This is a genomic window from Streptomyces sp. 71268 (assembly GCF_029392895.1).
Taxonomy (GTDB): domain Bacteria; phylum Actinomycetota; class Actinomycetes; order Streptomycetales; family Streptomycetaceae; genus Streptomyces.
Genome location: NZ_CP114200.1, coordinates 3,973,766 through 3,985,940 on the forward strand (window position 1 = coordinate 3,973,766; position 12,175 = coordinate 3,985,940).

Here is a 12,175-nt window from a genome sequence, read left to right on the forward strand (position 1 = left end):
GCTTTGACATAACGCGATCACGCGGGAGTTGACGTCGCTTGACTACTCTGGAGAGCACGACCGGTCAACCCTCAGAGGTTCACGATGCGTGAGTTCGCCGATCTTGCCCGCAGCGCCCTCCACGAGAGCGGATATTCGATAAAGGCTGCCGCGCGGGCCTTGAAGTACGACATCTCCTACCTCTCACGCGTTCTCAACGGGAAGCAGAAGCCGTCGGTCAAACTCGCGGAATCGCTGGACGCCCTGGTGGGGGCCGGGGGCGAACTAGCCGCTGTCGTCATGAAGCCCGCCGACCCGACGAAGCAGCCACTACGTGAAGACCTACCCGACCTCGACGAGGCACAGGGCGAGGACTTCGTGCTCGCCATCCGAAATATCTCCCAACGCCTGATCACCCTCGACAACGAGGTGCGTGGGTTGCCCATCGCGAGGCTTGCCGCCTGTTCGTTCAAGGTGGTGCACCGGCGCCTGGGAGAGGGTGACTATGCGCTGAGGTACGAGCGTGACATTCAGTCTGCGGCCGCGGAACTGGCAGAGATCGCTGGTTGGGCCCTGTTCAACAACGAGGGCCAGTTCGACGCTGCCCGCCGGTTCAGCCAGGAGGCTCTGTACCTCGCTGGCCTCTGTGGCGACCGCTCCACGGAACTGATCACCCTCCAGAACCTCGGAATGATCGCAGGGTGGGCCGGTCGACCGCGAGAGGAGTTGGCCATCGCCCGGTCGGTGTTGCGCCGAGGACGACTGACACCGCGCGTCGAAGCGGTGTTCCGAGCACGAGAAGGTCAGGGCCTCGCTGGCACGGGTGACCCGACGAGCGCCGCACACGCCTTTGATCGAGCTCGTGCCCTACTGCAGGAGAGTTCCCCGCGAAGCGAACCGCACTGGGCTTGGTGGATTTCGCTGAACGAAATCGACCGTCAACAAGGACGTATGCAGCACGAGACCGGTCAGTGGCTCGATTCCATTCCGACACTCGAACGAGCCACAGAGAAGCACCCTGGAGCCCAGGTCGGATACGAGAACGTGGCGTCCGTCCGCCTCCTCGACAGCCTGGTCGCCGTGAAGTCGTGGCGGGCAGCGGAGGAAGAGGCCGCCAAACTGATTCCCGCTATCAGCGAGACATCATCCGGCGTAACCCTCAAGATTTTGCGGCAGGCGACCCGCCGAGGAAAGAGAACGAGTGCCGCTCCCAGCGGCCTGCGAGACGCACTCGACCAGATCGACGGGGCTCTGGACGCCGATCCCTACGAGCTCTCTATGTAATTTCAGCGATCAACCTCAGAGGTTCACGATGCGTGAGTTCGCCGATCTTGCCCGCCGCGCCCTTCATGAGAGCGGATATTCGATAAAGGCTGCCGCACGCGCCACGAACTATGACATCTCCTACCTATCCCGCGTTCTCAACGGCAAGCAGAAGCCGTCGGCAAAACTCGCACAATCGCTGGACACGCTCGTGGGCGCCGGTGGCAAGTTAGTCGACATCGTCCTCAAACCCGGCGATCCGATGAGCCAGTCGCTACCACCTGGCCGCGCGGCGCCGGGTGGCGACTCACAGAACACTGTGGTGCCACCCGTACTGTCGTTGGCTGACTTCCTACCCGAAGGCGACCCGCTCAGCGCGGCGGAAAGGAGGGTGGGTCGCCGCATCGGCGTAACTCAGGTCGATGATCTAAGGCAGCGCGTGCATGGACTCAGGCTTGCTGACGACCTTCTCGCCGGGGGTGATCTAATCCATCCGGCATGCCGGGAACTTCGACGCGCCGTGAAGATGTATCGGGAAAGCACCTTCGCCGCAGCTATCGGCCGCCAACTCCTATGCCAGGTAGGCGAGTTGTCGCAGATTACCGGATGGATCGCCAGTGATGCTGGCCTACATCAAGAGGCCGAGCGCATCTACCGGCTGGGCATTAGCGCTGCGCGGCAAGCTGAGGACGGCGTCCTTGCCGGGAACCTTGCCGGGTCCCTCGCCTATCAGATGGTCAATACCGGCCGTGAAGCCGAAGGGCTGACCCTCGCGCAAACAGCGCTGGCTGATGCTGGGGCCGAAGCGCCACCGAGAGCCCGTGCGCTGTACTGGGACCGTGTGGCGTGGGCGCACACGAAAGCCGCAGGCTCGGCCCACAGCCAGCAGGCCATGCGTGCGCTCGGGGAAGCCGAGGAAGCCCTCAGCGAAGACTCCGCGAAATCCGCAGGTTACGAGACTCCTGCCTATCTCTACTGGGTGAACTCGGGCGAACTGCGAATCATGGAATCCCGTATTTACACGGAACTGCGCCGACCATTGAGGGCAGTTCCGCTACTTCGGGAGGTGCTCTCCGAATACGACGCCACGCATGCGCGAGAAATGGCGCTCTATCTCTCATGGCTCGCGGTGGCGCTCGCCGATGCAAACGAGCCCGAGGAATCAGCAGCGGTAACAGAGCGAGTCATCGCACTGTCATCGGAGATCGCATCGGAGAGGGTCGCGGAACGCGTTCGTGCAATCCTCCGCACCCTGCGCCGTTACGCAGACGTTCCGGAGGTTGCGGCCCTACTCGCCGAATACTCGACTGCGTGACGTGCACTCGACCCGATCTGGCAGGCGAGCCTACGCACCCGAGGAGCCCCCCATGACCACGTCCCCCGACCACCTCACCACCGACCACATCCGCGAGATCACCTCATACGTCGACATCGACGCGCCGCCGCCGGACGAACTCCCCGTGGCCCTCTTCGTCTTCGGGACCAACCAGGCTCGGCCGGCCGAAATCGCGGTCGAGCGCTACCACCGGGGGGCGGCGCCGCTGATCATCCTGACCGGGGGCGTCAATCGGCACAACGGGGTGGTCGAGGCACAGGTGTTTCGCAGGTTGCTCCTCGAACGTGGTGTGCCCGAGGCGGCCATCCGGTATGAGGACACCTCCGCCAACACCTGGCAGAACGTCGAGTTCGCGCTGCCCCACCTGCGCGAGGCGCTGGACGCCGGGCTCCGGGTCGCGGCCGTCGGCAAGTGGTACCACCGGCGTGCCCTGCACTGCCTCACCACGCTCGTACCGGACATCGGGCCGTTCCACGCCATCTCGTGGGAGTCCTCCTACGAGGGGCAGGCCGTGACCCGTACCAACTGGCACCGCGTTCCGATCGGGCGGCGGCGGGTGGTGCGGGAGTGGGAGGAGTGCCCACGGCGCGTGGGAGAGGGCAGTTTTCGGGACGCGCGGCGTGGGGGCGACGGAGCCTGGCGGGGCTGACCGGCTCAGGCGGGAGAGGCCCCGGCCGCCCCGCGGGTTCACCACCGCCGGCACGGCGGCACAGCGTGACGGCGGGGCGGCGGGGCGGCGGCGGTCGGAAGCGACGTAGCCCTCAACTCCCCTGCTATGAGGGCGATTCGGTGCGAGACTGCCGGTATGGATATGGGTCGTGAGTCGCGGTGGGAGAAGGACGCCATGACGGTGGAGATCGGGTTCGCCCTGGTCTCCGCCGCCGTGCTGGCCGGAGCGGTCTTCGCCGTCGCTTTCGGGCTCACGTTCGTCTTCGGGCTCTCCGGTCTGGCTGCCAAGGGGATGCTGAAGGGCGGCGCCTTCCTGGGAGTGGTGGTCGGTGTCTGGCGGGTGGTGTGGGTGCTGTCCCGGTTCGACGCGCAGCGGCGACAGGGCCGCTGACCGCGAGACCGTCCCTGCTCGTAGGTGGCTACCCGAGCCAACCGTCACCCGTCACGGCCGGCCGTCCGGGGCCCGTAGCCCCATCGACGTGAGGAAGCCGTCGAGCAGGGTGATCTGGACGTCACGGGGGAAGTGGGCGGGGTCGAACAGCGCCTGGACGACGAGCCCGTGGGTGAAGGCGACGGCGCTGGCGGCGAGGTGGTCCGCGTCGGCGGTCGGGGGGAGTTCGCCGAGGTCGCGGGCGGCTTCGAGGTGGGGGTGGAGGGTGGAGCGCAGGCGGGTGTAGCGGGCGGCCTGGGCCGTGGCCAGTTCGTCGTCGGCCAGGGAGAGGTCCCAGGAGCTGACCCAGACGCGGTTGCGGGCGGTGTCGTCCGGGGTCAGCGGGAGGATGTCCAGGAGCATGGCGCGCACGGTGGCCAGGCCCGGGGCCGGGTGCGGGCGGCGGGGGCGGTCGGCGGTGCGCGACTCCAGCAGGTCCAGCGCGTGCGTGAGCAGGGCCCGCTTGGTCGGGAAGTAGTGCATCAGCATCCCGGTCGAGACCCCCATCGCCGCCGCGACGGCCCGCAGGGTCAGGCCACCGAAGCCCTTGTCGGCGAGCACGCGCCACACGGCCTCGGACACTTCCTTGCGGCGGGCTTCACGATCTCCGGGTGCGGGCGGCATACTGCCAGCTTACGTACCGAACGCTTGTTACGTACGCTGCTCGCGCGGCTCGTAACGTACGCAGAAGGCGAGGCCCGCATGTTCTCCCTGCCGCTCGGCGACAACGCCCAGCTCCGGCCCCTGGAGCCCTGGCAGGCGCAGGAGTTCCTGGCGCACCTGGACCGCGCCCGCGCCACCGTGGACCCGTGGATACCGTGGGCGACGTTCAGCACCGACCTGGAGTCGGCCACGGCCACGCTCCAGCGTTACGCCGACCGCCTGGCCTCGGACGGCGGCCGGATCTACGGCATCTGGCTGGACGGCACGCTGGTCGGCGGCGTCATGTTCACCCGCTTCGAGAGCGCGACCGGGGTGTGCGAGGTCGGGTGCTGGGTGGAGCCGGCCGGGGAGGGGCGGGGGCTGGTGACCCGGGCCTGCCGGGCGTTGGTGGACTGGGCGATCCGGGAGCGCGGGATGAGCCGCGTGGAGTGGTTCGTCACGCCGGGCAACGCGCGCAGCATCGAGGTCGCGCGCCGGCTGGGCATGAGCCGCGACGGCGTACTGCGCCAGCGGTACCCGTACCGGGGCGTACGGCATGACAGCGAGGTCTGGTCGGTGCTGGCCGAGGAGTGGCCGCCGCGCGGCGATACGGGCGCGGGCGCGGTTACGGGTGCCGGCAGGGGCGGTGTGCAGGTCGAGTTGGACCGGTTGATGGGCGCGTTCGTCGGCGCCTTCGACAACACCGGCGGGCGGCGGCCGGACCTCGGGGTCATCCGCGACCTGTTCGTTCCGCAGGGGCGGATCATCGCGAACGTCGGGGACGAGCCCGTGTTCTACGACCTCGACGGGTTCATCGAGCCCCGGCAGAAGATGCTCACGGACGGGACGCTGACGGAGTTCCGCGAGTGGGAGGTCAGCGAGCGAACCGAGTTCTTCGGCTCGGTCGCGCAGCGGTTCAGCCAGTACCGCAAGTCCGGCTACCACCACGGCACGTGGTTCGAGGGCACCGGCCACAAGACCACGCAGTTCCTGCGGACGCCGGCGGGGTGGCGGATGTCCTCGCTGGCCTGGGACGACGAGCCCGCCGTGGCGGCCGCGGGCGGGGGTGGCGACAGCGGCGGCGCCTGATCGGGCGGGCCGTGACGGGTGGCGGGGGCGAGTGGGGGCGGTTTGGGGCGGCGGCTTGGGGCGTGGACCGCGGCGGGTTCCGGCCGCCCCGTGCGCGCGGCCGCGCTCCCGCGAACCGGGGTGCCCTTCGTTCTGTCCATCTGGTGCGATGTGTCCATCTGGTGTGATGTGTCCATCCGATCCGCTTGTCCATCCGGTCGGCGCCGCGCATGCTCGGAAGAGGGGATGCCTGGCGCCGGGGCGGGGACCTTTCCCCGGCCGCACGGCGCGACAAGCGGAAAGAGATGAGCACGATGAACGAGACCGGCCCGCAGGGAAGGGCCGTCATCCCCACCGAGGCCACGCGGGTGGATGCCCCGTCCGCGACGATCATCAGCGCGAGATCGTCGCTCTTCCGCGCGCACGGCGTCTTCACCGAACGCTTCGGCAACCTGGGGAACAACCGAGAGAGCAAGGTGTTCGCCTCGCTCACGGAGGTAGGCAGCGAGGGCCCCTTCATTGGCGCCGCCAACATGAGGGTCTTCAACATCTCGCCCGTGAGTCAGGGACTGGTCGACATCCGCGGCGAGGTCGAATGGCCGGAGGACCTGGACGTCATCGTCAGCTTCCTCGTCGTCCAGCAGTGATCCGGGACCGGGGTGAGGCGGCCACGGCAGGCGCCGGAGGGCGGTAGCCCCTGTGCGCCCGACGGAAGGTGGTGTGGCCCCGGCCTTTGAGCCAGACCAGGGCCACGGCTACCCCCGGGCCGCCGGCTGCCAGTCCTCGGCCAGGAGGCCCAGATGCACCTGGTCCAGGAACTCGCCGAGGACCCGGGACGCGGAGCGCCGTACGGCCTCGCGGACGAAGCCGTTGCGTTCGGCGGAGCGCAGCATGGCGGTGTTGTCGGCCAGGGTGTCGATCTGGAGGCGGTGCAGGCCGCGTACGGCGAAGCCGTAGTAACACAGCGCGGCGACCACGTCGGTGCCGTAGCCCTTGCCACGGGCGGCGGGGAGCAGGCCGAGGCCGAGGTGCGCGGAGCGGTTGTGGGGGTCGACGCCCCACAGCATCGCGGCGCCGACCAGGGAACCGCCGGCCAACTCCACGACGGAGAACGAGACGTTGCCCTCGTCGCCCCGCTCCGTGTCGTCCACGACGAACTGCGCGTGCGGCGAGCCGGGCGGGATCGGACGCCACGGCCGGCCGGCCGCCCGCGCGGTGTTGGCCACGTCGTCGTACAGCCCGGCGTGCAGGAGCGGGATGTCGTCCGCGTGCCGGGCCCTGAGCCCGATCTCGCCGCCTCGTAGCATGCGAGCTTCTTATCCGACCTCTCCGGCCGGCGACAATCCCCGTGGGTGCGGTCCGCGTGCGCCCCGGGCGGTCAGGGGGCCGGGTGGTGGTCCAGGACGGCGCGCAGTTCGACGCCGTGTTCCAGGAGGGCCTTCATGGCGCACAGCGCCGTCGTGAACCCGCCGACGGTGTCGTTCAACCAGCGGGTCAACTCCTCCCCGGAGCCCTGGAACCCCACCTCGGTGACCTCGACGAACGTGGCTCCCGCCGGGCGCGGGGTGAACCTCAGTTCCACGGTGGTCGGCTGCTCGGGGCCGCCCCACTCGAACCGGATCAGCTCGCCCTGCCGCACCTCGCCCACCCGGACGTCGACCGTCGCCCCGTACGTCTCCCACTCCCAGCGCAGTTCGGCCCCCGGGACCATCGGTCCGCTGCTTCGGCTGTACCAGAAGCGGGAGGTCACGGCCGGGTCGGCGAAGGCGCGGAACGCCTCGTCGGCGGGCTTTCGGACGATCATGCAGGCGTACGCGGCGGGCCCCTGCGCGGGGTCGTGTCTGTTCATGGGAGCGATCATGCACGGGTTGCGTACGCGGCCACCGGAATGCCGCGCCGGCGCCGCGAGTTGACGCGGAGCATGAAAGCCATTGGGGTGGAAGAGTTCGGTGGGCCTGACGCGCTGCGTGTGCTGGAGCTGCCCGAGCCGCAGGCGGGGCCCGGCGAGGTGCGAATTCGGGTGCACGCGGCGGCCGTGAACCCGACGGACGTGATGCTGCGGACCGGCGGTCACGCCGTACGGATGCCGGGGCGCCGGCCGCCGTTCGTGCCCGGCATGGACGCCGCGGGCGTGATCGACCAGCTCGGGCCAGGGGTGGACGGGCGGCTGTCCGTGGGCCAACGGGTGATCGCCCTGGTGCTGTTCGTCGGGCCGCGCGGCGGGGCGTACGCCGAGCGGATCGTGGTGCCCGCCGCGTCGGTGGTGCCGGCGCCGGCGGGGGCGAGCTTCGCGGAGGCGTCCACCCTGTTGATGAACGCCATGACCGCGCGGCTGGCCCTGGACGCGGTGGCCGTGCCGGCCGGTGGGACCGTGGCCGTGACGGGGGCGGCCGGCGCGGTGGGCGGGTACGCGGTCGAGCTGGCGACGGCCGACGGGCTGACCGTGATCGCGGACGCGGCGGCGCGCGACGTCGAGCGGGTGCGCGGGTTCGGCGCCGATCACGTCGTGGAGCGCGGTGCCGAGGTGGCCGCGCGCGTCCGCACGCTGGTGCCGGACGGCGTGCCCGGCCTGGTGGACGGCTCGAACCAGACCACCGAGGTCGTACCCGCCGTCGCCGACGGCGGCGCGCTGGCCTCGCTGCGCGGCTGGGCGGGCCCGTCCGAGCGCGGCGTCAACGTGCACCCGGTGATGGTGGCGGACGCCCTCACCGACACCGAGCGGCTCGACACGCTGAGCCGGCAGGCCGCGGAGGGCGTGCTGTCGCTGCACGTGGCCGACGTGCTGCCGGCCGACGAGGCGGCCAAGGCACACCGGTTGCTGGAGGCGGGCGGGGTGCGGGGGCGGTTGGTGCTGGACTTCTCCTGAGGGTGGTCCGACGGGGGTAGCGGGCGGCGGGGTCGTGCCCGCCGCCCGGGTGCCGCCCCGCGACCGGCGGCGTCAGGTCGGCCAGCCGCCCGCCGCGGCCGTCGCCTTGGCGAACTCGGCGAAGGTGCGCGGCGGTCGGCCGAGGGCGCGTTGGACGCCGTCGGAGAGATAGGCGTCCGTGTTGTTCCGCAGCGGTTCCAGCACGTGCGCGAAGGCTTCGGCGTCCGCGAGCGGCAGGCCGTGTTGGACGAGTTCGCCGACGTAGTGGTCGGTGGTGATCGGTACGTAGCGAACCGTGCGGCCGGTGGCCTCGCTGATCGTGGCGGCCACCTCGGTCAGGGTGAGCGCGGCCGGCCCGGACAGTTCGTAGGTCTGGCCCGCGTGTCCGTCCTCGGTCAGCGCGGCGGTCACCACCGCCGCGATGTCCTCGGCGTCCACGAAGCTGGCGGCCCCGTCACCGGCGGGCAGCCGCAGCTCACCGGCGCGGACGCCGTCGGCGAAGAAGCCCTCGCTGAAGTTCTGCGCGAACCAGCCCGGCCTGCTGATCGTCCACTCCAGGCCGCTCTCGCGCACGGCGGCCTCGCTGTCGAGGACGCCGTCCAGGACGCCGTTGCTGTCCGTCGCGTAGTCGGGGTTGTCGATGCCGCGACCGGAGGCCAGGACGACGCGCCGGACCCCGTGCTCGGCGGCCCGCTCCAGGAAGGGGCGGACGAGCGTGGTGCCGTCCAGTTGCACGACGTACACGGCGCGCACGCCCCGCAGGGCGGCGTCCCAGGTGGTGTGGTCGGTCCAGTCGAAGGGGTGCTCGCCGGTACGGGCCGCCGCGCGGACCGGGAGGCCCTTGGCGCGGAGCCGGGCGGCGACGCGGCGGCCGGACTTGCCGGTGGCGCCGGTGACGAGGATGGGGTGCTGTTCGGACATGGCCCCAGTCAAGCGTGGGGCGCTGAGACGTTCCATGGCAGGGAAGCGCTGACCGATGTCTGAGCGTCTACGTTCTGCCTACACTGCCGCCATGGACGCGGTATCGGAGCTGTTGGGGCAGGTACGGGCGCGGGGGGCCGTGTTCCGGCAGACGATCATGCGTCCGCCGTGGGCGCTGCGGATGGCCAGCGGCGCCCCGCTGACGCTGGCCATGATGGCGCGCGGCCGGGCGTGGATCGTGCCCGAGCGGGGCGAGCCGGTGGCCGTCGGCGTGGGCGACATCGCGGTGGTGCGCGGCGACGCGCCGTACACGGTGGCCGACGATCCCGCGACCGTCCCCGCGCACGTGGTGACCAGCGCGGACTACTGCCCGACGGCTGACGGCATCGAGCCCGCCGGCGGGCGCGCGGGCGGCACCTGTGAGCCGCTGGGCGCGCGGCGGGACGGGGCCCCGGGCCGGGGCGGGGCGGCTGGGGATGGCGGGGGCCCGGACCGGGGCGGGGCCGCTGGGGCTGGCGGGAACCCGGACCACCTTGGCGCCGCCGGGGGCGCGGCTCCGGTGCTGGTCAGTGGGGCCTTCGAGGGGCGGGGCGAGTTGAGCGAACGGCTGTTGCGGGCGTTGCCGGCGGTGCTCGTGGTGCCGGCGGACGGGGGGCCGTACCCGTCGGTGGAGGTGGTGGCCGACGAGGTCGCCCGGAACCGGCCGGGGCAGCAACTCGTCCTCGACCGGACGTTGGACCTGCTGCTGGTGGCCGCGTTGCGGCGGTGGTTCGACGACCCGGGCGCGGGCGCCCCCGCCTGGTGCCGGGCCCTGGACGACCCGCTGGTCGGGCGGGCGCTGCGGCTGCTGCACGACGCGCCGGAGCGGCCCTGGACGGTGGCCGACCTGGCGGCCGGGGTCGGCGTCTCGCGGGCGGCGCTCGCCCGGCGGTTCACCGCGCTGGTGGGCGAGCCGCCGATGGCCTACCTGGCGGGTTGGCGCGTCGCCCTCGCCGCCGACCTGCTGCGGGAGACCGACCAGACGGTGGACGCGATCGCGCGCCGGGTGGGGTACGCCAACGCCTTCGCGCTGAGCGTGGCGTTCAAGCGGCTCCGGGGCACCCGGCCCAGCGACCACCGCGACCCACCGCCTGCCTGGCGGGCGACGGCCGGGGCGGGGGCTGGTTGATTCCGGGGGCCGGTTGGTGTCCGGGAGGCCGGTTGGTGTCTGGGAGGCCAGTTGGTGTCCGCGAGGCCGGTTGGTGTCCAGGAGGCCGGTTACGGGGGGCCGGGGCGGGTCCGGGGCGTGGGGCGCTGGGCGGCCCGCCCTGGCGGGGCGGGCCGCGTGCGCTTCCCCGGGGGCGACGAGGGGGCGGGGTGGTCAACCTCGCCGTCGCCCGCACGGAGCCGCCGGTTCGGTGACGAACCGGCGGCGCGTGGCCGCGGGTTAGCGGACGTACGGCGCCGGGGCCGGCGGCACCGGACGCGGGCTGTCGGCCTGGCCCGGCGTCGCCGGGGCCGGGCGCGGGGTGACCTGGTCGCCGGGCTCCAGGACCTCCGGCGCGGGGCGCGGGGTCGAGGTCCGGCCCGGGGCGTCCTGGGGCACGGGCTTCGCGACCTCGCCCGGGGTGCCCGGCTTGGCCGGAGCCGGAGCCGGCGCCGGGGTGCCCGGCTTGGCCGGGACCGGGGCCGGGGTGCCCGGCTTGGCGGGCACGGGCGCCGGCGTACCCGGCTTCGGCGGCACGGGCGCGGGCTGCGCGACCTCGGCCGGCGCGGCGTCCGGTGCCGAGTTGGCCGGCTTCGGGGCGGGCTTCGGACCGGAGTCGGCGCTCGCGACGGTGGCCCAGCCCCCGGCGGCCACGGCACCGCTGGCGGCGATGGAGAGGATCAGGCGGCGGGTGCGGCCCTTGAACAGGCGCTTGGTCATGGTGACTCCTCGTGTGAACGGGACCGGAGGTGTCCGGCCGTGCGCGTGGCCGCCGATCCCCCGGGCGGATCACGGCCTTGCGTGAGAGGAGTACGGGGGCTCGGGGCGGCGGGTTGCACGGTGGGGTGCGGAAATCTTTTTCGGGCCGGCGTGCAACCTCCGCCCGCCCCGTTCCGTATGGGAGAGGGGACGGCGCGAGGCGTGTGGTGGGAGGCGGCGGGTGAGGGAAGCAGTCCGGGAGCGCGAGTTCCGGGAGTACGCGGAGGCGCGCCAGGCGCACCTGCGGCGCAACGCCTACCTGCTCTGCGGGGACTGGCACCTGGCCCAGGACCTGACCCAGACCACGCTGATGAAGCTGTACGCGGCCTGGGGCCGGGTGCGCCGGGACGGCAACGTGGACGCGTACGCGCGCACCATCCTCACCCGGACCTTCATCGACCAGCACCGCAAGGGGCGGTGGCGCGAGGAGGCCGTGGAGGAGGTGCCGGAGGCGCCCGAGGCCGAGGCCGACGCGCCGGAGTTGCGGCTGGTGATGCGGTCCGCGCTGATGGAGCTTCCGCCGCGGTACCGGGCGGTGCTCGTACTGCGGTTCTGGGAGGACTGGAGCGTGGAGCAGACGGCGGAGGCGCTGCGGGTGACCCCGGGTACGGTCAAGAGCCAGAGCGCGCGCGGGCTCAAGCGGCTGCGCGGGCTCGTCGAGGGCCTGGTGGGCGAGGGGAGCGGGCGGTGAGTCGGGACCGGAACGCGGGCGGCGCGCGCGAGGGCGCCGAACTTCGCCACGCCTTCGCGGAGATCCTGGACTCCGCCCAGGAACCGCCGCTGACCAGCGTGGTCGACTCGGCCGTGGCGGGCGGGCGGCGGATGCGCCGCCGGCGGATCGCCGCGTCGGCGGCCGGCGTCGTCACGGTCGCGGCGCTCACGGTGGCCGCCGCCGTCGGGCTGCCCGGCACGGGGCCCGACCGCGACCAGCAGCCCCTGTCCCCGTCGGGCGGCCCGCGGCCCACCGCCACCTCACCGGTGCCCGAGCCCACGCCCCCCGCGGACGGCCCCCACCCGCAACCGCGACCCACCCACCCCACCGACGCCGCGACCCCG

14 protein-coding genes are annotated in these 12,175 nt (G+C 72.2%); 9 read left to right on the plus strand and 5 right to left on the minus strand.

The features are described 5' to 3' along the window. Positions 1–84: 84 nt before the first annotated feature. The 4 genes from OYE22_RS15180 to OYE22_RS15195 all read left to right on the plus strand — a co-directional run bounded on the left by OYE22_RS15180 (position 85) and on the right by OYE22_RS15195 (position 3,638). The gene (locus tag OYE22_RS15180; RefSeq protein ID WP_277320909.1) at positions 85–1,263 is read left to right on the plus strand and encodes a helix-turn-helix transcriptional regulator; all 1,179 of its coding nucleotides are present in this window, start codon (positions 85–87) and stop codon (positions 1,261–1,263) included. Positions 1,264–1,291: 28 nt separating this feature from the next. Next, the gene (locus OYE22_RS15185) at positions 1,292–2,557 is read left to right on the plus strand and encodes a helix-turn-helix domain-containing protein (protein ID WP_277320910.1); all 1,266 of its coding nucleotides are present in this window, start codon (positions 1,292–1,294) and stop codon (positions 2,555–2,557) included. Between the two features lie 52 nt (positions 2,558–2,609). After that, the gene (locus OYE22_RS15190) at positions 2,610–3,227 is read left to right on the plus strand and encodes a YdcF family protein (protein WP_277320911.1); all 618 of its coding nucleotides are present in this window, start codon (positions 2,610–2,612) and stop codon (positions 3,225–3,227) included. Between the two features lie 156 nt (positions 3,228–3,383). After that, a complete protein-coding gene (locus tag OYE22_RS15195) occupies positions 3,384–3,638 on the plus strand; it encodes a DUF6332 family protein (protein ID WP_277320912.1) in 255 nt (84 codons plus the stop codon). Positions 3,639–3,689: 51 nt separating this feature from the next. Here the strand turns inward: OYE22_RS15195 and OYE22_RS15200 are convergent, their stop codons facing one another. Then, positions 3,690–4,301: a TetR/AcrR family transcriptional regulator gene (locus OYE22_RS15200; protein ID WP_277320913.1), complete on the minus strand. Its 612-nt coding sequence runs from the start codon at positions 4,299–4,301 to the stop codon at positions 3,690–3,692. 78 nt (positions 4,302–4,379) lie between these two features. On the opposite strand from OYE22_RS15200, the gene OYE22_RS15205 reads away from it, so the two are divergent. Continuing rightward, positions 4,380–5,408, plus strand: a complete 1,029-nt coding sequence (locus tag OYE22_RS15205) for a GNAT family protein (RefSeq protein ID WP_277320914.1) — start codon at positions 4,380–4,382, stop codon at positions 5,406–5,408. Positions 5,409–5,692: 284 nt separating this feature from the next. Then, positions 5,693–6,034, plus strand: a complete 342-nt coding sequence (locus tag OYE22_RS15210) for a hypothetical protein (RefSeq protein ID WP_277320915.1) — start codon at positions 5,693–5,695, stop codon at positions 6,032–6,034. Between the two features lie 108 nt (positions 6,035–6,142). On the opposite strand, the gene OYE22_RS15215 is transcribed toward OYE22_RS15210, so the two are convergent. Continuing rightward, positions 6,143–6,694 carry a GNAT family protein gene (locus OYE22_RS15215; RefSeq protein WP_277320916.1) on the minus strand — a complete coding sequence of 184 codons (552 nt, stop codon included), beginning with the start codon at positions 6,692–6,694 and terminating at the stop codon, positions 6,143–6,145. A 71-nt stretch (positions 6,695–6,765) separates the two neighbouring features. After that, a complete protein-coding gene (locus OYE22_RS15220; protein WP_277320917.1) occupies positions 6,766–7,236 on the minus strand; it encodes an SRPBCC family protein in 471 nt (156 codons plus the stop codon). 72 nt (positions 7,237–7,308) lie between these two features. On the opposite strand from OYE22_RS15220, the gene OYE22_RS15225 reads away from it, so the two are divergent. Continuing rightward, positions 7,309–8,253, plus strand: a complete 945-nt coding sequence (locus tag OYE22_RS15225) for an NADP-dependent oxidoreductase (RefSeq protein WP_277320918.1) — start codon at positions 7,309–7,311, stop codon at positions 8,251–8,253. Between the two features lie 72 nt (positions 8,254–8,325). On the opposite strand, the gene OYE22_RS15230 is transcribed toward OYE22_RS15225, so the two are convergent. Next, complete coding sequence (locus OYE22_RS15230; protein WP_277320919.1) at positions 8,326–9,174, minus strand: NAD(P)H-binding protein; 849 nt, start codon at positions 9,172–9,174, stop codon at positions 8,326–8,328. 91 nt (positions 9,175–9,265) lie between these two features. On the opposite strand from OYE22_RS15230, the gene OYE22_RS15235 reads away from it, so the two are divergent. Beyond that, positions 9,266–10,342: an AraC family transcriptional regulator gene (locus OYE22_RS15235; RefSeq protein ID WP_277320920.1), complete on the plus strand. Its 1,077-nt coding sequence runs from the start codon at positions 9,266–9,268 to the stop codon at positions 10,340–10,342. Between the two features lie 258 nt (positions 10,343–10,600). On the opposite strand, the gene OYE22_RS15240 is transcribed toward OYE22_RS15235, so the two are convergent. After that, positions 10,601–11,080 (minus strand): hypothetical protein, encoded by a 480-nt coding sequence (locus OYE22_RS15240; protein ID WP_277320921.1) that lies wholly within the window; start codon positions 11,078–11,080, stop codon positions 10,601–10,603. Positions 11,081–11,300: 220 nt separating this feature from the next. Between OYE22_RS15240 and OYE22_RS15245 the strand changes: the two genes are divergently transcribed. After that, on the plus strand, positions 11,301–11,810 hold the full coding sequence (locus OYE22_RS15245) for a SigE family RNA polymerase sigma factor (RefSeq protein WP_187059642.1): 510 nt from the start codon (positions 11,301–11,303) through the stop codon (positions 11,808–11,810). Positions 11,811–12,175 lie beyond the last annotated feature (365 nt).

Excerpts from the sequence above, each read along its gene's own strand:
- OYE22_RS15205 (WP_277320914.1), top strand. The coding sequence starts at position 4,380 with ATGTTCTCCCTGCCGCTCGGCGACAACGCCCAGCTCCGGCCCCTGGAG.
- OYE22_RS15185 (WP_277320910.1), top strand. The coding sequence starts at position 1,292 with ATGCGTGAGTTCGCCGATCTTGCCCGCCGCGCCCTTCATGAGAGCGGA.
- OYE22_RS15230 (WP_277320919.1), bottom strand. The coding sequence starts at position 9,174 with ATGTCCGAACAGCACCCCATCCTCGTCACCGGCGCCACCGGCAAGTCC.
- OYE22_RS15235 (WP_277320920.1), top strand. The coding sequence starts at position 9,266 with ATGGACGCGGTATCGGAGCTGTTGGGGCAGGTACGGGCGCGGGGGGCC.
- OYE22_RS15240 (WP_277320921.1), bottom strand. The coding sequence starts at position 11,080 with ATGACCAAGCGCCTGTTCAAGGGCCGCACCCGCCGCCTGATCCTCTCC.
- OYE22_RS15195 (WP_277320912.1), top strand. The coding sequence starts at position 3,384 with ATGGATATGGGTCGTGAGTCGCGGTGGGAGAAGGACGCCATGACGGTG.
- OYE22_RS15220 (WP_277320917.1), bottom strand. The coding sequence starts at position 7,236 with ATGAACAGACACGACCCCGCGCAGGGGCCCGCCGCGTACGCCTGCATG.
- OYE22_RS15200 (WP_277320913.1), bottom strand. The coding sequence starts at position 4,301 with ATGCCGCCCGCACCCGGAGATCGTGAAGCCCGCCGCAAGGAAGTGTCC.
- OYE22_RS15215 (WP_277320916.1), bottom strand. The coding sequence starts at position 6,694 with ATGCTACGAGGCGGCGAGATCGGGCTCAGGGCCCGGCACGCGGACGAC.
- OYE22_RS15190 (WP_277320911.1), top strand. The coding sequence starts at position 2,610 with ATGACCACGTCCCCCGACCACCTCACCACCGACCACATCCGCGAGATC.
- OYE22_RS15225 (WP_277320918.1), top strand. The coding sequence starts at position 7,309 with ATGAAAGCCATTGGGGTGGAAGAGTTCGGTGGGCCTGACGCGCTGCGT.
- OYE22_RS15180 (WP_277320909.1), top strand. The coding sequence starts at position 85 with ATGCGTGAGTTCGCCGATCTTGCCCGCAGCGCCCTCCACGAGAGCGGA.
- OYE22_RS15210 (WP_277320915.1), top strand. The coding sequence starts at position 5,693 with ATGAGCACGATGAACGAGACCGGCCCGCAGGGAAGGGCCGTCATCCCC.